Annotated in this window: 23 protein-coding genes; 8 read left to right on the top strand and 15 right to left on the bottom strand. The window is 40.9% G+C overall.

Annotation, left to right across the window (positions count from 1 at the left end; all coding sequences use genetic code 11):
• The 3 genes from I8751_RS12360 to I8751_RS12350 all read left to right on the top strand — a co-directional run.
• The coding region (locus I8751_RS12360; protein WP_214439455.1) for a WD40 repeat domain-containing protein at positions 1 to 346 on the top strand (346 nt) is incomplete at its 5' end.
• A gap of 236 nt (positions 347 to 582) precedes the next feature.
• Positions 583 to 2307 (top strand): ABC1 kinase family protein, encoded by a 1725-nt coding sequence (locus tag I8751_RS12355; RefSeq protein WP_214439454.1) that lies wholly within the window; start codon positions 583 to 585, stop codon positions 2305 to 2307.
• 22 nt (positions 2308 to 2329) lie between these two features.
• Positions 2330 to 2704, top strand: a complete 375-nt coding sequence (locus I8751_RS12350; RefSeq protein WP_214439453.1) for a hypothetical protein — start codon at positions 2330 to 2332, stop codon at positions 2702 to 2704.
• A 4-nt stretch (positions 2705 to 2708) separates the two neighbouring features.
• On the opposite strand, the gene I8751_RS12345 is transcribed toward I8751_RS12350, so the two are convergent.
• Both I8751_RS12345 and I8751_RS12340 read right to left on the bottom strand, forming a co-directional pair.
• The gene (locus I8751_RS12345) at positions 2709 to 3767 is read right to left on the bottom strand and encodes a heme-dependent oxidative N-demethylase family protein (RefSeq protein ID WP_214439452.1); all 1059 of its coding nucleotides are present in this window, start codon (positions 3765 to 3767) and stop codon (positions 2709 to 2711) included.
• A gap of 77 nt (positions 3768 to 3844) precedes the next feature.
• Entirely contained in the window at positions 3845 to 4408 is a 564-nt protein-coding gene (locus I8751_RS12340) for a methylmalonic aciduria and homocystinuria type D protein (RefSeq protein WP_214439451.1), read from the bottom strand.
• Between the two features lie 582 nt (positions 4409 to 4990).
• On the opposite strand from I8751_RS12340, the gene rplI reads away from it, so the two are divergent.
• Complete coding sequence (gene rplI, locus I8751_RS12335; RefSeq protein ID WP_214439450.1) at positions 4991 to 5449, top strand: 50S ribosomal protein L9; 459 nt, start codon at positions 4991 to 4993, stop codon at positions 5447 to 5449.
• 98 nt (positions 5450 to 5547) lie between these two features.
• On the opposite strand, the gene I8751_RS12330 is transcribed toward rplI, so the two are convergent.
• Positions 5548 to 6186: a DNA-3-methyladenine glycosylase gene (locus I8751_RS12330; protein WP_214439449.1), complete on the bottom strand. Its 639-nt coding sequence runs from the start codon at positions 6184 to 6186 to the stop codon at positions 5548 to 5550.
• Positions 6187 to 6338: 152 nt separating this feature from the next.
• On the opposite strand from I8751_RS12330, the gene I8751_RS12325 reads away from it, so the two are divergent.
• Together I8751_RS12325 and I8751_RS12320 are read left to right on the top strand one after the other, a co-directional pair.
• Positions 6339 to 6848 (top strand): hypothetical protein, encoded by a 510-nt coding sequence (locus I8751_RS12325; RefSeq protein ID WP_214439448.1) that lies wholly within the window; start codon positions 6339 to 6341, stop codon positions 6846 to 6848.
• 49 nt (positions 6849 to 6897) lie between these two features.
• Positions 6898 to 7785 carry a hypothetical protein gene (locus I8751_RS12320; RefSeq protein ID WP_214439447.1) on the top strand — a complete coding sequence of 296 codons (888 nt, stop codon included), beginning with the start codon at positions 6898 to 6900 and terminating at the stop codon, positions 7783 to 7785.
• A 242-nt stretch (positions 7786 to 8027) separates the two neighbouring features.
• On the opposite strand, the gene rfbD is transcribed toward I8751_RS12320, so the two are convergent.
• From rfbD to rfbB, 4 genes are all read right to left on the bottom strand, one after another.
• A complete protein-coding gene (gene rfbD, locus I8751_RS12315) occupies positions 8028 to 8912 on the bottom strand; it encodes a dTDP-4-dehydrorhamnose reductase (RefSeq protein WP_214439446.1) in 885 nt (294 codons plus the stop codon).
• Positions 8909 to 9454 (bottom strand): dTDP-4-dehydrorhamnose 3,5-epimerase, encoded by a 546-nt coding sequence (rfbC, locus tag I8751_RS12310; protein ID WP_214439445.1) that lies wholly within the window; start codon positions 9452 to 9454, stop codon positions 8909 to 8911. The genes rfbD and rfbC overlap by 4 nt, the downstream gene beginning before the upstream one ends.
• A 177-nt stretch (positions 9455 to 9631) precedes the next feature.
• Positions 9632 to 10549: a glucose-1-phosphate thymidylyltransferase RfbA gene (rfbA, locus tag I8751_RS12305; protein ID WP_214439444.1), complete on the bottom strand. Its 918-nt coding sequence runs from the start codon at positions 10547 to 10549 to the stop codon at positions 9632 to 9634.
• Between the two features lie 43 nt (positions 10550 to 10592).
• A complete protein-coding gene (gene rfbB, locus I8751_RS12300) occupies positions 10593 to 11663 on the bottom strand; it encodes a dTDP-glucose 4,6-dehydratase (RefSeq protein ID WP_214439443.1) in 1071 nt (356 codons plus the stop codon).
• 306 nt (positions 11664 to 11969) lie between these two features.
• Between rfbB and I8751_RS12295 the strand changes: the two genes are divergently transcribed.
• Positions 11970 to 12761: an SAM hydrolase/SAM-dependent halogenase family protein gene (locus tag I8751_RS12295; protein ID WP_214439442.1), complete on the top strand. Its 792-nt coding sequence runs from the start codon at positions 11970 to 11972 to the stop codon at positions 12759 to 12761.
• 333 nt (positions 12762 to 13094) lie between these two features.
• Here the strand turns inward: I8751_RS12295 and I8751_RS12290 are convergent, their stop codons facing one another.
• From I8751_RS12290 to I8751_RS12280, 3 genes are all read right to left on the bottom strand, one after another.
• Positions 13095 to 13841 (bottom strand): SDR family NAD(P)-dependent oxidoreductase, encoded by a 747-nt coding sequence (locus I8751_RS12290; protein WP_214439441.1) that lies wholly within the window; start codon positions 13839 to 13841, stop codon positions 13095 to 13097.
• A gap of 116 nt (positions 13842 to 13957) precedes the next feature.
• Positions 13958 to 14650, bottom strand: a complete 693-nt coding sequence (locus tag I8751_RS12285; protein ID WP_214439440.1) for a hypothetical protein — start codon at positions 14648 to 14650, stop codon at positions 13958 to 13960.
• A gap of 128 nt (positions 14651 to 14778) precedes the next feature.
• Positions 14779 to 16869, bottom strand: a complete 2091-nt coding sequence (locus tag I8751_RS12280; RefSeq protein WP_214439439.1) for an S-layer homology domain-containing protein — start codon at positions 16867 to 16869, stop codon at positions 14779 to 14781.
• Between the two features lie 690 nt (positions 16870 to 17559).
• On the opposite strand from I8751_RS12280, the gene I8751_RS12275 reads away from it, so the two are divergent.
• On the top strand, positions 17560 to 18792 hold the full coding sequence (locus I8751_RS12275) for an FG-GAP repeat domain-containing protein (RefSeq protein WP_214439438.1): 1233 nt from the start codon (positions 17560 to 17562) through the stop codon (positions 18790 to 18792).
• Positions 18793 to 19241: 449 nt separating this feature from the next.
• On the opposite strand, the gene I8751_RS12270 is transcribed toward I8751_RS12275, so the two are convergent.
• From I8751_RS12270 to I8751_RS12250, 5 genes are all read right to left on the bottom strand, one after another.
• Positions 19242 to 20009, bottom strand: a complete 768-nt coding sequence (locus tag I8751_RS12270; RefSeq protein ID WP_214439437.1) for an MBL fold metallo-hydrolase — start codon at positions 20007 to 20009, stop codon at positions 19242 to 19244.
• A 3-nt stretch (positions 20010 to 20012) separates the two neighbouring features.
• On the bottom strand, positions 20013 to 20612 hold the full coding sequence (locus I8751_RS12265) for an anthranilate synthase component II (RefSeq protein ID WP_214439436.1): 600 nt from the start codon (positions 20610 to 20612) through the stop codon (positions 20013 to 20015).
• A 336-nt stretch (positions 20613 to 20948) separates the two neighbouring features.
• Positions 20949 to 21410: a diacylglycerol kinase family protein gene (locus I8751_RS12260; protein ID WP_214439435.1), complete on the bottom strand. Its 462-nt coding sequence runs from the start codon at positions 21408 to 21410 to the stop codon at positions 20949 to 20951.
• A gap of 121 nt (positions 21411 to 21531) precedes the next feature.
• On the bottom strand, positions 21532 to 22059 hold the full coding sequence (ybeY, locus tag I8751_RS12255) for an rRNA maturation RNase YbeY (protein ID WP_214439476.1): 528 nt from the start codon (positions 22057 to 22059) through the stop codon (positions 21532 to 21534).
• 95 nt (positions 22060 to 22154) lie between these two features.
• A complete protein-coding gene (locus I8751_RS12250; RefSeq protein ID WP_214439434.1) occupies positions 22155 to 22310 on the bottom strand; it encodes a DUF3285 domain-containing protein in 156 nt (51 codons plus the stop codon).
• Positions 22311 to 22430 lie beyond the last annotated feature (120 nt).

Raw genomic sequence — 22430 nt, 5'->3', positions numbered from 1 at the left:
TCGATTCCAAGGACATCAAGGCACTGTCTGGAGTGTGAGTTTTAGCCCTGATGGTCAATACATCGCCACTGCTGCGGACGATGGTACAACCCGGTTGTGGAACCTGAATGGGCAACAAGTTGCTCAATTCCAAGGGCATCGCAAGGCAGTTAGAAGTGTGAGTTTCAGTCCTGATGGTAAGTACATTGCCACCGCTGCTGACGATCATACAGCTCGGTTATGGCCTGTGGAAAATTTAGAGCAACTGCTGGTACGCGGTTGTAACTGGCTGCATGACTATCTTGAGAATAACTCCAATGTAAGCGATCGCAATCTCTGCAATCAAAACAAAATTACACTACTGTAACTTATCCTTCATAAAAGTTATAGGAAATAGTTGTACTTTTATAAAGTATAATTAAGAAAAAGATAAAAAAATTTTGGACAGTAAGGTCGGCCAATTCGCCGTCAATACTATCCAAAAGTCGATAAACTTTAATAGTTTTTTATAAAAAGCTATCGATAATCTAGACTTACAACTAGTTTGCAAGTTTGGATACAAACAAAAATGTAAATTTCCCAGTTGAAGAGGCAAAAAAAGGCGTGGGTCAGTATCAACCTGCTCAGCTAAGGCGCTACAACCCAGACGACATCGCTCGTCACTATCGTTACCGTCCCTGGCTTGCTTGGGGACGCTTGTTGAGAATTATCTGGTCTTTTGCTGGATTTATTTTGAGTCTAAAGTGGGACGAATGGCAAAATCAAGTTGAGCAGAATAAGGGTAAACGTGCCACCCAGTTACGAGAACTGCTCACCCGCCTAGGCCCCACTTTCATTAAAGTTGGTCAAGCCCTCTCTACCCGGCCTGACCTGATACGTAAAGATTTTCTAGAAGAACTTGTCAAGTTACAAGACCAGTTGCCGCCCTTTGATAGTGCGATCGCTTATAGAATTATCGAAGCGGAGTTAGATCGTTCAGTTCCCGAATGTTTTAGTGAATTATCGCCTACCCCAGTGGCAGCTGCTAGCTTGGGTCAAGTATACCGTGGTCGTTTAGTTACTGGGGAAGAAGTAGCAGTCAAAGTACAGCGCCCCCACTTACGCCCGGTCATCACACTTGATTTGTATTTGATGCGCTGGGCTGCGAGTTGGTTAGCTCCTTGGTTGCCTCTAAATCTTGGTCACGACCTCACTTTGATTGTGGATGAATTTGGCACAAAAATATTTGAGGAAATTGACTATATTAATGAAGGTCGCAACGCGGAAAAATTTGCTAGCAATTTCCGCAATGACCTACAAGTCAAAGTTCCCAGTATTTACTGGCGCTACACGAATACCCACGTTTTAACCCTGGAATGGATTAACGGCTTCAAACTAACAGATACTACACGCATCCGTGAAGCAGGTTTAGACCCAGAGGAGATTATTAAAATTGGTGTCACCTCAGGTTTGCAACAGCTACTAGAACACGGTTTCTTCCACGCCGACCCCCATCCCGGCAATTTGTTTGCTATACCCGATGGTCGCATGGCTTACATTGATTTTGGCATGATGGATCAATTAGAAGAAACCACCAAAGAAACACTGGTGGATGCCTTAGTACACTTAGTCAACAAAGACTACACAGATTTAGCCAAAGACTTTGTAAAATTGGGATTTCTGACTCCAGACACAAATATTTGTCCAATTGTCCCGGCTTTAGAGTCAGTGCTGGGAAATGCGATTGGTAGAAACGTCGGTGATTTTAACTTCAAAACCGTTACCGATGAGTTCTCGGAACTGATGTACGAATATCCTTTCCGCGTTCCCGCCAAGTTCGCTTTAATTATTCGTTCTTTAGTGACACAAGAAGGCATCGCCCTCAGCCTCAACCCTAATTTCAAAATTATCGAAGTGGGTTATCCCTACATAGCACGGCGGTTGTTGACAGGAGAATCTCCAGCATTGCGGCGACGATTACTCAATGTGTTGTTCAAAGATGGTAAATTCCAGTGGCAACGCTTAGAGAATTTAATTGAAATCGCTCGTACTGATGGCAACTTTGATGTTGTACCCACCGCCAAGATGGGTTTGCAATATTTGCTGTCTGATGAAGGCAAATTTCTACGGCGACAGTTGGTATTAGCGCTGACCGAAGATGACCGACTCCACACCGCAGAAGTGCAACGCCTGTGGAATTTAGTTAAAGATGATATCCAGCCAAATCGTTTATTGAATGTAGCGATTGGCATGTTGACAGATTTATCTAGAGAAGGCGTAGCGACGATTCTTCCCAAAGCTACATCCCTAGCTGCTTTTACGGAAAACCAGTCAGTAAATAACAATTAATTTAATCACAACCAGGAGTTTTATGTACTATTTCCCTCTGCAACCGCCATATCTTTTACTAATTATGGGGTTTTTCATCGCCTTAACTTCTGGTGTGGCCTTATCTGGAACTTTGAAAGTAATTGTACAGAAATGGTCTAGCGATCGCCAAGAAAATTCTCAGACCCGTTCTTTTTTAAAACAGTTATTAGTACCATTTCTGGGCATAACTAGTGGTATTTTTCTGTTTCTTTATTCGGGTTTACAAATATTTGGCTTTCCTTCTTCTCTAGCTTTAGGCGTTGCTTTACCCCTAGGGTTGTTGACTTGTTTGTTGGTTTGGTTGCAGTTGGGAAGTATGCTAGATTTTGTCCAAAGCAGAGGAATGCAATCCCTAGATTTAGATTCTTGGTCTTAATACTTTAATCGTCAGCTAACCACTGCAAAATACTAGCTTTGCTTTCTACCAAGCCTTTATAAACTAAAGATTCCGGTGTCATAGACTCAATTGCGGTATACAATTTAGACCGTAGCATTGAGTCTTTTTTAATCACGCTACAATCTCTAAAATATGTCCGAATAGTAAACAGCGCTGCTTCATGCTTTGGTAATCCCCAAATTACCTGTCGCTCAATTCGCAGGTAAAGTCTGGGATGCTGTGAATCAAAGCTTCTACCATGCCATTGACTAACTGATAGTTGAGGCGGCGCTTTTGGATGGTGATTAAGGCGGGTATCGGTACTTAAACCCCAAGCAAAGCGCACCATTGGTTCCCTGTCAATCATAGTATTAACGATCGCATCTGCACGCCGATTAATTTTTTCCATGCCTGCCACAGGTGCATGTATCGCCGCAAAGTCTTGACCAATTTTGGCTTCGGCTGACCAGTGATTGGGATAGCACAGATGAACCGCACTCAGCCAGTTGCTACCATCCTGAGAACGACAGATTACAGTTAAGTCTTCTTGTATCTGTGCCGCTAGAGCATCCAAGATAGACGCATAAACTGGAACAGCTAAATTATTTTGGGTTTCGACTTGCTGTAACTGCCAGTCTGCATCTAGATACAGTGTTTCTTGAGTGAGGTAACTGTGAAATTTGTAGGTATTAGCAGTTGATTTTTGGCAGTCAAAGTATTGTGGGTGTTCTTGGGTAAGGCGATTAATAATTAAACAAGCAACTGCTCCAGCTACAGCCTGAGAATAGTTGCTTGTTTGATAATATTTACTCAACCGTTCAGCACGAGCTAAAAGCTTCATCTGGCGGTAATGTTTAAAATTTTCATCAATTTGAAATACCTGCCCATCAGCCTCATTATTACCCAAGCAAGAGCCAAAAGGCATCATCCCCGGCTTGACTTCGTAGCGTCCATTCATCAGAGGGAAGTAGCTAACTTCACCGTTAAAAGCTTCGACTGTCTGAGCTTCCAAAAGCAAATTATCTAGAAAAATAGGTTTTGCTATAGGTCTTCGTATAACCATTTTTTACCCCACTTTCAACATATATGATGATGAGAGAAGGGACAAACAACTGACAACTGACAACTGACAACTGACAACTAACTACTAACTTCTTTCCACCCATGCAAGGGTGCTATATCTTTAGTAACTGATTCAATGATGATTGGGGGCGCTTCTGATATCAAAATACTAGGATAAACTGCTGTTCCCCAAGTAGGATGTACTAATACACAGCATTTGTTTTTAATTACAGGATATTTGAGTAACGCTTTGACAACTGCTGTATCGTTATGGGGGATTGCTCCAGGATGAGACAGTAAAGGATAGCCAGTGCGAGGATCTATCAGGTCTGCTAGATAACCGCGATCGCGTAAATTAAATGCTAAATCGCAGCCAAATTTCATAAACTTTTCCCGTAGGTGTTCTTTTTCTTCTTCTGCTTCTACCGTACTTTTAACTAACTGACATCGTGATTGCTGTAAGACAATCACAACCCATAAAAAAGGTTGCTGTTTCCAATCTGGTAATACCCGTTCGCAGTTGGCACAGATATACTGACTGGGAGAATGAATGGAAATCTGCACCGCTTGTCCCGTTTGGCCAACCAAATTAATGGGACAGCCTTGCTCCGAAGTGTAAACTCTAGAATAGTTCACTAACATTAATTCGGTTTTTGCAAGTTTTAAATTATTCCTTGGTATTGATGATAACTCTTAATACTTGATAAAAATCATCAATTTTTGATCACAGATATGATTTATTTAAAGCTTTTGTCGTAAGTTGTAAAAATTTAATCAGATTTTTATCGGTTATTAACCTGCGCTGATCTCCTTGGCTGGTGTCACTTTTCAAAGAATGCTTGGCAATTATGGGGTGAATTACATGAGACTATGGGCAAACTAAAAAAGCATGAAACCAAACATCCTATAAGAATGGCAGAAGAGTTACTAAAAAATGTATTCTCTGCAAATCCACGCCATGAAGATTTCTAAGCAAAGCGACAGGATGGTTACTAATTGCCTTAATCTAAAAGGCCTAAGATTTTCTCATAAACAAACAAAGGCAACAGTTTCACACTATTGTCAGACTTTCTGGCACGAAATAGTTGCGATCGCCCCCTGCCTTTCGCTAGGATCTGTAAGCTTTAGGGTATAGACCAAGCTACTAGGGATATAGCTATACATAATGTGAGCTATCCTGCCCAAACCCAACTTAATGAGATTTTACAGGAAAAACAGAAAACAATGGCGAAACGCGTACAGTTAGTTTTAAATCAAGATATCACCAAGCTAGGTAAATCTGGCGATTTAGTGGATGTAGCTCCCGGCTATGCTCGTAATTATCTGATTCCCCAGAAGTTGGCAACTCATGCCACTCCCGGTATTCTCAGGCAAGTAGAACGCCGTCGTGAGCAAGAACGTCAGCGGCAGTTAGAACTAAAACAACAAGCTTTAGAGCAAAAAGCCGCTTTAGAAAAAGTTGGTAGTTTACAAATTGCCAAGCAAGTTGGTGAAAATGAAGCAATTTTTGGTACTATCACTACTCAAGATGTCGTAGATGCAATTCAAGCAGCTACCAGTCAAGAAATTGATCGGCGCGGTGTTACCATTCCTGATATCAACCACCTGGGTACTTATAAAGCCGAAATTAAATTGCATTCTGATGTCACGGCGCAAGTTGATATTGAAGTTGTAGCTAGCTAATTGCTTGTTGGTTGACTTATACAGATATACACAGGCGAAGTAAGTATATTCTGAACCAACGAAATCCGCTCCATATTCAGAGCGGATTAGTACCGTTTCTATTTCCGTCGTGCTGTACCTAGGTCAGCACCTCTGTGTACTTTAGATACAGCAGGACAATTAGACAAGTACCAACGCCAAGGTAAGTCTACGCCTTTGGTCAAGCCGATACGAAGGGTTTGTATTAAGCTCAAATGACCTTCTTCGAGCTGTTGTTGGAACTGAGAATGTCGGTGTTCCAACCATAGTGCTTGTCCCGGTTGAAGTAGTGTATTGTTCAACGTAACATCAATCATCAGGGCACGGCAGAGCTTTCCTGGCCCCGCAGCAATTCGATGGGGCTTTAGTTGGTCGGGAGATGGAATCCAAGGAGGAATGCTCTCTAGCTGAAGGGCACGAATGAGAACAGCACTCGCGACTTGATCTTGGTCAGTCACAATATTTAGACAGTAATAACTGCCGTATATCTGATACACATATACCCTACCCGCAGGCCCAAACATTACTTGATTTCGCTTAGTGCGACCGCGATAGGCGTGCATAGCAGGGTCATCAGGCATATAAGCTTCAGTTTCAACGATTAGACCCCGCATAATTAATCCATCTGGCATTTGACGGACAAGCGTACAACCAATTAGTGTGGGTGCAACTTCTATGGAGGGGCGACTGAGCCAGAGAGCATCTATAGTTGAGGTCACACTACCTCCTGTCGAATTGGGCGGCACTTCCTACAAGTCGGCAAAGCCAACAGAGTGCCTTATGAGTATTATCAAATAATAAATTTTTCCAGCCAAAACCGCCAACAGCGCAGATAATTGCCTCAAAGTTCAAGTACAAAGAGAAACCAAAGATGATTTTAACCCGTGGACATAAAATTTTGGCTGCTTTTTTACTGTCTGTCGTACTGCTAATTACAGCCTGTACTCCAAAAACACCAGGACGTTTTGACCAGGTGCAACAGGAAAGTAGCCAACAAAAAAGTGGTCAAGCAGTTGCTAAACAAGCCACTCAAGGTGAGAAATTTAATAAATTATTCCCATCTAATCAAGCTGGCTACCAGCAAGTATTTACCCAAGAGAAAAAAGGTTTTGCCGAAGCGAAATTGAAAAAAGATGGCAAAGAATTAGCCACGCTAGCGATTTCTGATACTACCAGTACACCTACTGCGGCAGCAAAATTCTCGAACAGCACCAAAAAAATTGCTGGTTATCCAGCGGTTGAAGTAGGTAAGACACAGACTGCAATTTTGGTAGGTAAATACCAAGTAAAAGTACTTTCTCGCGATTCGTCATTTACCGCTAGCGATCGCGCAGATTGGATCAAGAAATTTAACCTAGCTGGTCTAGCTAAACTCAAATAAACTGCAATGCCGTCATTAAGATAATAAACCCTAAATAAGCGAGATTTTTGTGAGCAAATCAATTTTTGAGTTAGTTGATGAACTACCAACCAGCGGCTTGACCATTTCTATGTTGAATTCTCTCGATTTTGTTGCTCCTGGTGAGTGGCAAAATACTGTAGGCTTTGTCAACACTATTAAGACCGTTACTGGTGAAACCGACGAAGATTTAATCCAGCAAATTGGCGAACGAGCGATTTATCTTTACAATGATCGCTCCCAAGGATATCAACGAGCGATGTGGCTTTATCAAACCGTTGATGGTACAGATAAAGTCCTTGGTGCAGCAGCTTTAGCTAACAAAGTTGGTGAAAAAATTCCCCTTTTGGGTTTTTTAAATTCTGTCACTCCTAAACCAGACAAAGCTCAAACCATTGATTTATCATTGAAAGTAGTCGCTGAATTAGTAGCTTTTTGTCAAATCAACGGTATTCCTGGAGATAGTATTGGGGATTTTGTGGCTTCCTTGGGTGAGTATAGTGGTGAGTCACTAATTCGGATGGTGGCGTTAGTTTGTGTTGATGGTTTAATCCCTTTAGGCCCAGATTTTATTAGCAAAGCTATATCCGCATTGAATCAGACCAATCCCCAAGATTTAGAAAATAACTCGACTTTCAAAGGCATCCAAGATGCAATACCAGGTAATAATGCCAGTAGTAAACTTAACTTCATCGGCGAAAGTTTTGATTCAGTTAAAGGTTGGATGAGTGGGCTAGTTGCTGGCAATAATTTAACGCCCCAAAAGGTCGTCAATCACTTGCAAGGTTTTGTCGAAATTGCTGATGACAAGTTAGATTACCTCGCAGCATTCCTTGATATGGCAACGAATTACTATGAACACACAGGCACACAAACTTTGGCACGCCGCTTGATTGAACGAGCAGTAGCTGAAATTTAAGATATAGCAGAAGACAGAAGGTGAAAACCCTTACTGTCTCCTGTTCCCTGCTATAACCCTGTTCTGTCACTCTCGGAAAACAATAATCGAAGCAATATTCTGAAACTTTGATTGAGCCAAGCTTTGAGGCTTTATTTTCTAACAGTAACTAAAATTTATAGCCAAAACTTAGAAATTAAAGCCTCGAAAGGCTTTCAGCGATTGGGTTCTCCCAAAGTGATAAAAGAGGGATAAACAAAGTATCAATTATTCATAGCCAAAACTAACTCTAAACTTTTTTGCCAATCTGGTAGAATTAGCCCAAAAGTATTAGTTAGTTTTTGACTATTTAGTAAAGAATATGCTGGTCTGATAGCTGCTATAGGATATTCCTTAGAAGTAATTGCTATCAACTTCTGTAATTTGCGTTTATCATCTTGGACATCATAAGTAAAGATTGCTTGGGCAAATTCATACCAGTTAGTTGCTCCACTGGCTGTTAAATGATAAAGTCCACCTTTGTCAGCAAAAAAATTAGATACATCCTGTCGAGACTGAGATAAAATCTGTGCCGTGGCTTCAGCAATTACACGATTCCAAGTCGGTGCGCCAATTTGGTCATTAACAACTTTAATTTCTTCTTTTTCTTGAGCCAGCTTTCGCATAGTCAATAAAAAATTTTTACCTCGCAACCCATATACCCAACTAGTACGTAAAATTAAATGTGGTACTCCTACAGATGCGATCGCCTCTTCCCCTGCTAGTTTGGTTTTACCATAGGTGTTTTGTGGGTTGGGTTGATCTTCCTCTGTGTAGGGAATTGTATTTGCGCCATCAAATACATAATCTGTGGAATAGTGAATTATCGCTGCACCCAATCGCTTTGCTTCCTCGGCTATGATACCAGGAGCAACACCATTAATGGTCATTGCTAATTCTGGTTCTGATTCTGCTTTATCCACCGCTGTGTAAGCAGCAGAATTGATAATTAAGTCGGGTTGGATTTCTCGAATAATGTGGGGAATGGTATTTGGTTGAGCTAAGTTTAGCTGGCTGCGTCCTACAGGAATTACTTCACCTAAAGTCATGAGAGTGCGTTGCAACTCCCAACCCACCTGTCCAGTGACACCTGTCAACAGGATTTTCATGCAAATACCTCTGCATGTTGCAGCAACTTAGCAACTTTATCTTTAGTAGAAAGTATAGGTTCTGTTTGAATTGGCCAGGCGATCGCTAAATTAGGATCGTTCCATAATATAGTACGTTCATGCTGCGGTGCATAGTAATTTGTCGTTTTATACAAAACTTCAGCGTATTCTGAAAGTACTAAAAAACCATGAGCAAAGCCTGTTGGTATCCATAATTGTCGTTTGTTTTCAGCGGTGAGATTTGTACCTACCCATTGACCAAAAGTTGGGGAACTTTTTCTCAAATCTACAGCTACATCAAAGACTGTACCTGATACTACTCGTATTAATTTTCCTTGGGGTTGCTGAATTTGATAGTGTAAACCACGTAGTACGTTTTTGCTAGAACGGGAGTGATTATCTTGGACAAAATGTTCCGAAATACCTACCGTTTCTAAAAAAACTCTTTCATTATAACTTTCATAAAAAAAACCGCGATCGTCTTCAAAAATTTGTGGCTCAATCACTAACAAATCATGAATTTTTGTGTGTTTAATATTCATTAAAATACCCGTTTTACTACAACATTATTCGCTAGATATAGTAATCCTATTTGACTTGCAAACATCAAGAGGCTCAGATCCCCGACTTCTTCAAGAAGTCAAGGATCTTTTTGTTCGTAACTCATTTAGGACTGCTATATGCAGGCAGCATATTTCATTTGGATGAGGTACATTTCCCTAGCTCCTAGCTTCTAGCCCATTAAGCTGTTGCATTATTGGCAATTCTTGCTCATTTTCTAGAATATTCATTAGATATTGACCATAGCTACTCTTAGCCATAGATTCAGCTAAATATTGAAGTTGACAAGAATCAATATATCCTTGATGATAAGCAATTTCTTCTATACAAGCTATTTTTAACCCTTGCCGTTCTTCTAAAGTTTGAATAAAGCTACTCGCTTGATGTAAAAATTCGTGCGTCCCAGTATCTAACCAAGCGTATCCTCTTCCTAAAAGTTCTACTTGCAGTTGACCACGCTGCAAATAAGCTAAATTTAAATCAGTAATTTCTAACTCGTTGCGAGCAGAAGGTTTGAGATTAGAAGCAATTTCTACGACTTGAGTATCATAAAAGTAAATACCAGGAATTACATATTTAGATTTAGGAATTTGAGGTTTTTCTTCTATACTAATTACATACCCATTTACGTCAAATTCGATTACACCATATTGCCGAGGATCTTTCACCTGATAGCCAAATACTAATCCACCTTGGCTCAATTTGGCAGACCGATTCAATACTTCTGTCAAACCATGTCCATAAAAAATATTGTCACCCAAAATTAAACATACTGGATCATTAGCAATAAAATCTTTGCCCAGGATAAAAGCTTGAGCTAAACCTTCAGGCTTTGCTTGTGCAACATAACTAAACTTTAAACCCCACTGATTACCATCCTTTAATAATCTTTGAAATAACGGTAAATCACTAGGCGTAGAAATAATTAAAATTTCCCGAATGCCAGCCAACATTAGTACAGACAAAGGATAGTAAATCATTGGTTTGTCATAAACAGGCATCAGTTGTTTACTGATAACATGAGTTAATGGATAAAGACGAGTACCAAAACCACCAGCCAAGATAATACCTTTCATGATGCACTCTTTAATAAATTAAAATTACTGTTAATGTGAAGTACTAAGATTTCCGATTTTCATAGTTTTGTTTTAGCCAATTTTTATAAGCTCCAGAGCGCACTTGATTCACCCAGTACGAGTTACTGAGATACCATTGAACTGTTTTTAATAAACCGCTATCAAAATTTTCTTGGGGTTGCCAACCTAAATCACGCTTAATTTTACTACAGTCAATGGCATATCTTTTATCATGACCAGGACGGTCTTTAACAAAAGTCATCAAAGAAGAGTAATTGAAATCAGATTTAGGAACCAACTCATCTAGGATGGCACAAATTTTTTCTACAACATTCACATTTGCTCGCTCATTGAGTCCACCGATATTGTAGGTTTCACCAATTTTGCCCTGTTGTAGAACCAAATAAATAGCCTCACAGTGATCAATAACATAAAGCCAATCTCGGATATTTTGTCCATCTCCATATATAGGTAAAGGTTTATAATCTAAAGCATTGAGAATAATCAAAGGAATTAATTTTTCTGGAAACTGACGTGGCCCGTAATTATTGGAGCAATTTGTTGTTAAAGTTGGTAGTCCATAGGTGTGATAGTAGGCTCGCACAAAATGATCAGATGCTGCTTTAGATGCTGCATAAGGACTATTAGGTGCATAAGGTGTGTCTTCTCGGAAAGCTGGATCTTTTAAGTTAAGTGAGCCGTATACTTCATCAGTTGATACATGTAAAAAGCGAAATTGCTGCTGTTTTTGTAATGATAACTTTTGCCAATAAAATCTACTTGCTTCTAGTAAATTAAATGTTCCTGAAACATTTGTCTGGATAAACTCTTGTGGACTTAAGATAGAACGATCAACATGACTTTCCGCAGCAAAATTAATTATTGCATCTGGTTGATACTGTTCTAGTAAATAACTTACTAGCTCGACATTGCCAATATCTCCGCGGACAAAATGATAGTTAATATCATCTTGGAGTTCTGCTAAGGTTTGCAGATTACTGGCATAAGTCAACTTGTCTAAATTAACTACATTTAACCATTGCTTATTTCTGGCTAAAAGAATAAAATTAGCGCCGATAAATCCTGCGCCTCCTGTAACCAATGCTGTGAACATGTTGATAAAATTTATTATTTGTGATCGATATTAATCGCTAATTAATAAAATGGTAAAACAAAAGACTTTTTCTTAAGAATTTTAATCTTGACTAAAACTTCCCTTAACAATTAACAGTCCATACGAAAAGAGGTATAACTTAGATGCGTGACAGCTAATTGCCTTGTGCTTATCTTTGTCTAAGAGCCTTGCATAGAATCAAGAACACACCTAGACTGCTGATAAGGCAGATTTACTGGAGCGTTTGAACACCACCCATTTCCTGACTATTAATTGCCAATTACTACCCATTCCCTGGAGGGCAAAATGTTTATCTCCGTCATTGCAGACTACGGTACAGGAGATCCGGCATTTACTGAAGTCACCCAACGTCTGCTTCTTGCTTTTCCCTATGCCCAAATTCATTTGCTTTCGGTTCCACCATTCAGTACCTTAGCAACAGGTTTTTGGATTGCCCAATTGGGACTGAACCCAGGCCCTAGTGAACGGCTGATCTATCACAATTGTGCGCCTCGTCAGGATGATTTACAAGCCCGTCGAGACAATGAAGGCGAAGGACTAACCTATGCCCTTTTACCCAATGGTGTAAAAGTAGTGGGTGTCTTTGCAGGCTACACCCTCTCCTTTATCAAAGACCATACCAAGGAGTTGCGAGTAGTCAATGTTTCTCGTGGTGGTTCGCAGTTTCGTTCACGGGATGTGTTTCCTGCGGCGGCGGCTGCCATTATGGGTGAAGATTTCAGCCTTCTGGGAGATAGCCTTAAAAGTGAACAAATTCCAGATGTCCCACCAGACCGAATTGCCTGGATTGATGGCTATGGCAACATCAAAACAACTATTGGGGCGCATACGCTGAACTTAGAGCCAGAAACCAAGATCGTAATCCGAATTGGAGATGTGGTCAGTGATGCAGTGTATTCTGATGGCAGTTTCAAGGTGCCTGAAGGAACTCTGGCCTTTTCTGCTGGTAGTTCCGGTTGGTCAGTTGGCTACTCAATACAGCCATTACGCTTCTTAGAACTATTTTTGCGAGGAGGTAGTGCTTGGGAGCGCTTTGGCCGTCCTCGTGTGAATCAGCAGGTAACTCGAATTGCCTGATCTCAGAGTAATTGGCTAACATCAGCGTCATCTTTGCCACTATTTTCATTGATATTGATGTTGATTTCTACAAGGCGCACACTCGTGACATCAGAGTCATGAGTTAGGCGCTCCATATTTGAGTGAGTAGATTCGTATTCAAATTAAGTATAGCCGCCGTCGGTACGCCGGAGGCTTTAATTAACCTCGCGTATTTTTTATCAACACCAAATCATGCAATCCCATATTGAAATAGTGATATTCCCTATTTTTCAGCAAGGCCTAATTAATAAAATGGGAAAACAAAAGACTTTTTCTTAAGACTTTTAACCTTGGCTAAAACTTATCGCTAAATTAAGTTAAATTTAAGCCTCCATCAATCACGATCGCCTCACCAGTGATGTAATCTGATGCAACCAGCATCATCGCAATATCAGCAATCTCTTCAGGTTTAGCTCCACGGCGCATGGGGGCGCGGTTTTGCCAAAGTTCCTTAGCAGCAACCCATTCAGCAGTCATCGGTGTCTCAACCAAACCCGGAGCGATCGCGTTGACTCGAATTGTTGGAGCAAGTGCAACAGCAAGAAGTCGTGTCAAATGATTCAGCGCTGCTTTGCTTACTGCATAAGGAATAGATGCCCCTTTTGGACGAACACCAGCATGAGAACTGATATTAATGATGCAACTTGGGTGTTCCTCTGTAGCACTATCACGTAAGGCAGTTTCTGCCTCGCTAATCAATACCCAAGGTGCAATAACATTAACTTTGTATAGCTTTTCCCAAATTTCTGGTGTTGCTTGTTTGAGATCGGCATGGGGAATAACTTCGTTGATTCCTGCATTGTTGATGATCACATCAAGGCGACCATGATGGTTAATAACTTGATGAATGAGATTGCGAGTCTCAACTTCGTTTGCAAGATCAGCTTGAGTATAGCTGGCATTTCCTAATTCAGCCGCAAGGGCTGTTCCTGCTTCTACTGAAGATTTTGAATGAAGCGCAATGGTCATTCCTGCCATAGCAAGGCGCTTTGCAATGGTAAGACCAATTCCTGATGTTGACCCGGTAATGAGTGCGACACGATGAGAAAGTGGCTGCATGAGATCATCAAACTTTTATTGGACTACTCGCATCAGCCTACTACAATCGTATCTCTACTACAGCAAACCTTAATAACGCCCGCTTCCACGCAACTACGAGCAACTTCATTCAGAGGCTATGGGTTATCGCCAGATATAGCTTTGAGCTTTGATGTGAATGAGTCACCGCGATCGCTTGTTTCTGGGGTAAACTGTCCGATTGGCGGATGATTGGCAGCAGATGCCAACAGTTTTTGTTGAGGAGAATTTTGCAATAAAGACTTGATTTCTTGCGAACTGAGTTTTTGCTGTTCTCCAGTAGTAACGGTACTCAAAGTTGAAGATGCCAAAATATTTTCAACTCGTTTCTCCTGTTCTGCTCTATTTTTTAGTTGTAAGGTTGCAGTCTGGCTCTGCACGTACCCATTACCAACTGAATCAGGTGAGAGATCATCTGTGACTGGCAACGATTGAGAATTGGTTACTTTCTCAAACGCGATGTGTTTTTTTACAGGAGGTAGTACCGGTGCAGTCAGCGCGGTTAAGCTTTCAGGAAATTTGCTACAAATCAAGCGTTCAAATTCCATATTGAAATGATAGGTCGCCTGACCCCGCCGCAGCCAAAAGGCTAAGATTTGCTGCACTGAAATTCCTTTGTAGCGACCTTGATACAAGGCCTCAATTACTGCCAAATGTAACCAATCAATAGGGTATTGACTTTGCCAACGGTTAACTAGCTCACTGGCGCTGTGGCCACTGAGGTCAAAACTATAGTGAACTAATAAGGCTGCTGCCAATTCGGCAGAGGTTTCCGGAGCTGGTGTTAACATGGGACTATTGGCTTGCGGCAATAGGTATAAGTTTTCGACCCATCGCCTATAGCCTAACGTGTTTTGAGCTATAGGATTTGTTACCAAGAGTTTCCAGGTTGAGAGCGAGTGTTTTTCATTCTACTTGGTCAATTGTTAGGTGTCGAAACAATATAGGGTGAATTAATATTTTGTGTTCGTCCAATAGCAACTAATGCCTGATAAACCATTGCTGCTACTTCAGCGCGTGTTGCCTCTCTTGTAGGTACAAGCTGCTTGGGGTCTGGATAATTAACAACAATTTTTTGCTGTGTAGCACTCACTACAGCTTTCCGGGCATAGTCAGGAATGGATTTGCTATCAGTGTAGGTGAGTAAGGCGTTGCTATCGGATGCTGGTAGAGCTAGTCCATTAACTAGAGAAACAATCACCTGGAGCCGTTGCACATTTTGATTGGGGCGGAAGGTGCGATCGCTAAATCCACTGACAAAGCCACCGCTAGCCGCAATTTGTAAGGCATTATAAGCCCAAAAATCTTTGGGGACATCAGTAAAATCGGGGGCTGGGCGTTTGGCAATGGGGTTAAAGGCAACCGCCACTAAAGCTGCATACTGGGCGCGAGTCATGGGTTTATCTGGTTGGTAACTACCATCAGCAAAACCATGAGTTAAATTCATGCTAGCTAATGCGCGAATAAATAGTTCTGCCCAATGTCCCACAATGTCAGTAAAAGAAGGAATATCAGCATTGGGATTAACAATATAAGGTGAGGCGATCGCTTTTTGTTGGCTATTGCCTACTAATGCCTGATAAATTAATGCTGCCACCTCAGCACGAGTTATATCCCGCAAAGGTTCTAATTTTTCTGTTTGAGGATAGTTGATAACTAATAGTTTTTGAGTAGCAACTGCTACGGCATTGGTAGCGTAACTAGGAATCTGGGCGCGATCGCGGTATACAGTTAAAACATTAGGATTACCCCCACTGAGCTTTAAGCCATTCACAATAGACACTATTGCCTGTACCTTAGTCAAATTTTGCCCTGGTCGAAATGTCCCATCAGGAAAACCACTAATAAAACCCATTTCAGCAGCTTTGGCAATAGCTGATGCTGCCCAAAAGTCAGGTTTAATGTCTGTAAATTTACTGGAGTTATTTATATTAGGTAGCTGAAAAGTTTTGGTAACGACAGCAGCATATTGGGCACGAGTAATGGGGGCATCCGGGCCGAAACTACCATCGGGAAAGCCGCTAATCGCCCCTTTAGTTACTAACGCTTCTACAAAAGCCGCAGCCCAATGTCCAATCAAGTCAGAAAAACTGGCACTGCCTGATATAGTTATGGGATTATTTTCGATGGCAGTAATAAAATCTATACGCCCCTTAACTCGCGCAGGATTCAACTGGTTGCCGGCTGAAATTAGTTGCCCGGATGTGGCATTTTGTAAATCAAATTCGCCATTATTCTGAAAAATATTCCCCGCTGCGTCTTGATTGCTGCCTAAATCAGGAACTGAGTTGCCATTCACCAATAGCCCACCTTGGGTATTGTTGGTAATCAGATTATGACGCAGTACAGGTCGCGCATCACGAGAAAGAGCGATCGCTGAACGGTTATCTGACAATTTATTATTAGCGATTAAAGGGGCCGCAAAGTCACTAATTGCTATACCCAAAGGATTTTTAGCAAATGCGTTCCGCAGCACTTCACCTTTGCTATTACGTGCCATCATCAAGCCGCTGGCAGCGTTTTGCACGAACACATTATCTATAATTACGGGTTTAGCGTTGCCAGTCGTAAATATTCCTTCCCGACCACAGTTATTCAAAATATTGTTAGCTACATTAGGCGCTGCTGACTCAATCCAAACACCAGTGCCTTTAGCTACAGGGTTAGTGATCGTCACACCTTTGAGACTGGCATCACCTTGTAACAGTAGTGTAATATTTTGCACACCAAAGCTAGGGCTTTGATACTCGCCGCTTCCAGAAATTACAATTTCTGCACCTTTGTTGGCTTCATTACCCACTACCACAATCCCCACAGGGATAATGAGTGGAAACACCTCACCATTAACGGTACTATAAGTTCCCGGTGTTAGCTGAATCATCGCAGGTGTTTTGACTGCTTTTAAAGCACGGGTAAGACTTTTGAACGGACTCAACCGTGAACCAGCATTGGTATCATTCCCTGTAACAGGGTTGACATAGAGTGTGGCAACAAGGGTAGAGTTCACCATTGGTTGTTGAAATGCAATTGTTTAAATTATGACAGTCATAAACAACAATACTTGTAGCAAACTTTTGCAAAGTAGCACAAATGACAATTATTTACGCTGCCTTCTTTGCGTAGATCAGCGTAAATAATTAAAGATAAAGGGTTTATAGTAACGGCAGAAGCTCTATGGTGTGAACAAAGGTGGTAAGCGTAGCTATTTTACAAAGTAGAACTAGAGCTTTCATTACAAGAAAATTTCAATATTTTTTACATTAATTAACATGGGTTGAGTTATCCCATGTAATTATATTTTCCTATTTATCTCACAAAACAACTATTGGTAATTTTTAATATTAGGTTCAGTAATAACTGAAACTGCACAAAATAATTATGTCTTTTTTTACTGGTTTGAGTTGATGATTTTTATAGATTTCAGATGCAAATGTTCAGATTAAATATGTTCAATTATTGATTTTTGAATTAATAAAAATCCATCAATGTGAGCAATCTTTGATTTTTCATTTCAACACTTAATAGTCTTTGGATACTAAGTAAAAATTAATCGATTACCAAATGTAAGAATATGCTGATTTTTATAAATAAAAAATGCTTATAAAGAAATAAAAAACATTCTACAAATGTTATTCATTGACAGAAAGATATTCGATAAAAAAGCTAAAACCTTTATGACAACCAGTCATAAAAATACACCATGTTTGCCAATCAAAATTCCTCACCAGCCAGTACATTTGATATATCCTTAGAAAAATCACAAAGTTTGGTCAATTATGGTAATGATTTGCAAAAATTAGATGTTTCTCCCCTAGTAAGTAGTAGTTCTTCATCGGCATTATCAACTGTGCCAATTCCACAGCCTTTGATAGGACAAGCAAACCCTAACCCAAATCCTTACTTAACTAGTGCAGCAATTGTTCCTGATTTCAACGGTGATGGTAAAGCTGACAAGCTTTGGGTTAATACTCAAACTGGTGAGATTATAGTCCGGTTGATGGATGGTACCAGAGTTATGGAACAAGGTTCTCTGGGACAATTTGATCTATCTTCTTGGGATTACAAAATTGCTGATTTTAACAATGATGGCAAAACTGACTTCTTACTACGGAATACGACGACTGGTGAAAACAACATTGCGCTCATGGATGGAACCAGAGTTGCTAATTTTGCTCCCTTAGACAAAGTTGATCCAGGTTGGACTTCTAGTATTGGAGATTTTGATGGCGATCGCAAGACCGATATCTTCTGGCATAATGCTCAAACAGGTCAGAACGCTATTTGGCAAATGGATGGCACAACAGTTGTTAGTGCAACAGTTCTAGATAATACAAGTACAACATTGACTCCTGCTATTGTTGATTTTGATGGCAATGGCAAGAGTGATATTTTCTGGCGTGATCAGACAACGGGTGAAAACAAAGTATGGTTCATGGATGGCACCCAGAAGAGTGAATTTACTCTACAATCCCAAGACCCAGGCTGGAATTATACCCTTGGTGATTTCAACGGCGACCTTCAGACTGACATTCTCTGGAGAAACGCTGAGACAGGTGAGAACAAGATTTGGACAATGAATGGCATCCTTGTCACCGAAGGTGCTGTCAATGCACTTGATTCGTCCTGGACATCTAATATTGGCGACTTCAATGGTGATGGCAAAACTGACATCTTCTGGCATAATCAAACCACTGGTGAGAATACTGCTTGGTTAATGGATGGTACAACAGTCACTTCTGAAGCTTTCTTGCCGAGTAATAATCCAGGTTTGACACCATCTTTTGGTGATTATAACGGTGATGGCAAGACCGACATCTACTGGCGCGACCAGACAACAAGTGCTGACAAGATTTGGACTATGGATGGCACAAAAGCGACTGAAACTCCCATAGCCGCAGAAGAGCAACTAGGCCCAGAATGGTACACTGCTTAAAAATCAGGTTTTTAGCTTGTCTGAGGAGTTAATTGGTTGTTGTTAACTCCCAAAGATATGCTTTGAGACGCAAGCTGTGATTCTGTAGACCTGAACGGAACACAACATTAAGGGACTCTACCAGAACAAGTATGTTAACGTGAGTTCGATGAACCTCTCCCTCTCCGAAACGGAAAGGGAGGAGCAACGAAAAATTCAGCTTTTTGCTCCCCTCTCCGACACGGAGAGGGGTTGGGGGAGAGGTCAAATAAGACTTGTCGAACTCACGTTATGTTACGGTCTAGAACAGCAGCTATCCTCAAAGTATTTACTTCTTGAAAAATGCAAAATGCAAAATTATTGTTTGCATTTTGCATTTTTTATTTTAAAGAGGGGCTTGATTTGACTTTGGGGCTAATTTCTTTTCTGTTTCCTCTTCCCCGTTCCCTGTTCCCTTTTAAAGAATTGTATTAAAACTTATAACTCAGAACCTGAATCGTAGTACTTTCTGGTAATTTACCAGAGTTAATAGTAACAGTGTCACTATTACTGCGGCGCACTGTGATGCCTTGCATTAATGTCAAAAAGTCATCTACTGGTGAGATATCGCACGTAGCCGCATCAGCAGCCTGTGTGCGATAGTGAGTCGGAATCACCAGTTTGGGATTTAATACCTCCAACACCTGCTTTGCTTCTTGGGCATTGTAGGCCTTGGCGCTACCCCCTACCGGAACAAACACCACATCGGGACGACCCATGAGAATTTTTTGCTCAATGGAAATTGGTGCAGCAGCTCCCCCTAAGTGCAAAATATTAATTCCTGCTTGCTTCCAACTCCAGGCGGTATTTGTGCCAAACTGTTTACCGCCTCTGCGATCATGGTCTATGGCGATTCCCTGGAACTTAATATCTTTGAACTCATAAACTCCGGGTGCATATACTAGTTTGGGATTTCCTGGTAGTCCATCGACTACACCTTCATCTAGTAGTTGACTGCTTATCAATACTAAATCTGCTGTAACTTTCGGTGGACGATAACCAGCAGTGCAACCAACCGTCCGAAATGGATTGACAAGAATTTTTACCCCGCCACCAGTAAACAAAAAGCAAGTATGACCTAACCACTGAACTGATAAACCACTAGATTGTGCATCAGCTTCAGAGTGAGAACCTAATGTAGTAACTAGAGCTGTGACTAATCCCGCCCCAGCATAGCCCATCAACTGTCGTCGTTTCATTAATTACTCTCTCGACTGTAATTGTTCCAGAAAGTTTCGTAATAACTGCTTTCCTGATGATGTGAGAACACTCTCTGGGTGAAACTGGACACCCTGAATGTGAGGATAGTTCCGATGTCGTACTCCCATAATCGTGCCATCTTCAACCCAAGCCGTAATTTCTAACACATCGGGACAAGTTTGGCGATCAATGACCAAACTATGGTATCTGGTGGCAATCATAGGATTTTCTAATCCCTGGAAAACCCCCACCCCAGTGTGAGACACCTGAGAAGTTTTACCATGCATTAACTCTGGAGCAGAGACGATTTTACCACCAAATACTTGACCAATACTTTGATGTCCTAAACATACGCCCAAAATTGGTAAATTTTTTCCCAGCTGTTGAATCAAATCTAGGGATATTCCAGCATCTTCAGGACGACCAGGCCCAGGAGAAATGACTACCACCTCTGGATTTAATGCTTTAATTTCCTCTATAGATATTTTGTCGTTGCGAAAAACCTGAATATCTGATGCTACGGGAAACTCTGCCGCCAGTTCTCCTAAGTATTGCACTAAATTATAAGTAAAGCTGTCGTAATTATCGATGACTATAATCACAGTTAATCTCCTGGTTTCTATCACTCATAACCATTGTGCTTAATTGTCACCAGATTAGAATCTGCTTTTCACGTTATGTGGAAAAGTCAACCAAAAACCTAACCCCCTAACCCCTTCCCGACGCGGGAAGGGGGAAAATTCAAAATCTCTCCTTTTAGGAGAGAGAGGCTTTCCAGATGCCGTGAAAAGTCAGGATTAGAATCACTGTAAACGTGATCAATTAATTAATTAACTAAAATTATTTAGATATAAAAACTATATGGGCTACCTGAAGTTTAGATAAGATTTCTAGAAAGCTGATGAGTTACGAAAATACTATCAGAAAGATTGGCACAATCAACCATAGAAGTTTGACGTAATTAAAATTACTAATGGCGGCAGCAACAGTATACCTGCAACCAACACTGCTACTAAAGCAGAGACAAGCACAGCGCCAGCAGCACAGTCTTTAGCAATTTTTGCTAAATCATGGTAAGTCTGCTTTACTGTTAAGTCTACAAGTGATTCAATGGCTGTATTTAGTAGCTCTAATGCCAAAACTAAACCACTCGTGATCCCGATGATGGCGATTTCTATGGCTTGCAGGTGTAAAAAAACGCTCAGGGCGATCGCTAAAGCACCAACGCTTATATGGATACGAAAGTTACGTTGAGTTTGGAAACTATAACTGATTCCAGCCCAGGCATACTTAAAACTCACAAATAAATTAGAAGCAATTTGCCAGGACATTTCCCTTTCCTTATTTACCAGTGTTGGTAGCTGGTTTGGCGTGGGTGGAGGGGAAACTTGATGGGACATAAGCTTAAAAATAAAATAGTAGAGTAGGTAAACTGGGAATTCTTGTTGATTTTAATAGTGCAATAAACTTGGAGATAATTTTCTACAGAAGTATTATAAACACTTACAGACATAAAAATCTTTAATATTCTATGTCAACATCAATACCTATTGTCTCCAGTAATATTACTTGCTGTTTTAGCATTTGGATTAAACTTTCCTCATCTGGATGATCCCAGCCCAAAAGATGAAGTAGTCCGTGAGCAACTAACCAAGCTAACTCAGTTAGTAAACTATGTTCTTGCTGTTGAGCTTGGCGTTTTGCCGTATTCACCGAAACAACAATATCACCTAGATACAATGAGTCAGCAGTCATTTCCGGACTTTGAGGAAAGTCTACCTCTAAAGCCGCAAAGGATAAAACGTCTGTGGGCTTATTTTGATGGCGGTATTCGCTATTCAGTGCTTGAATTTCTGTATCGTCTGTAAACCGCAATCCTATTTCATAACTTGGTGCTGGTGGAAGATGAGGCTGAAGAATTTCCAACCAGATGTTAAACCAGTTTTCCCAAGTTTCAGGAATAATGCGGTCATCAGTATCCCCAAAATTTAGAGGTTCTTTTGGGGATGACTCGTAAAAAAAATCCTGTACATCAAGTTCAACTCGCACCAATTGCGAAATCTCCTAGGCGCTGGGAATTTTGGTTTTACGTTATGGGGGTCAGTGGTCAGTGGTCAGTTGTCAGTGGTCAGTTGCTTTTTATATCAATGAGTTAGATAAGCAAGACCTACAAGAACAGCTAAAAGCCCTATAGCGGTTAGAGCAAAATGTTTCATGGAAGTACCACCCTTCCGCACCATGTTCCGCATGGCGAGTTTGACGTAGCTAGGTTTAGGTTCCGTTACAGGAGAGTTGCTCATAATGATTTGATTACAAACTCTTACATTATAAATTTAACAGTTTGTCTAAGATTTTATGGCATTTTGGGGAATGGGCATTGGGCATTGGGCATGGGGCATGGGAAAGAAGGGGTAAGGGGG

Origin of the sequence: Atlanticothrix silvestris CENA357, assembly GCF_016056295.1 — a bacterium.
Taxonomy (GTDB): Bacteria; Cyanobacteriota; Cyanobacteriia; order Cyanobacteriales; family Nostocaceae; genus Atlanticothrix; species Atlanticothrix silvestris.
The sequence above is the reverse complement of the archived record's forward strand: the minus strand, read 5'-3'. Positions and strand labels throughout refer to the sequence as shown.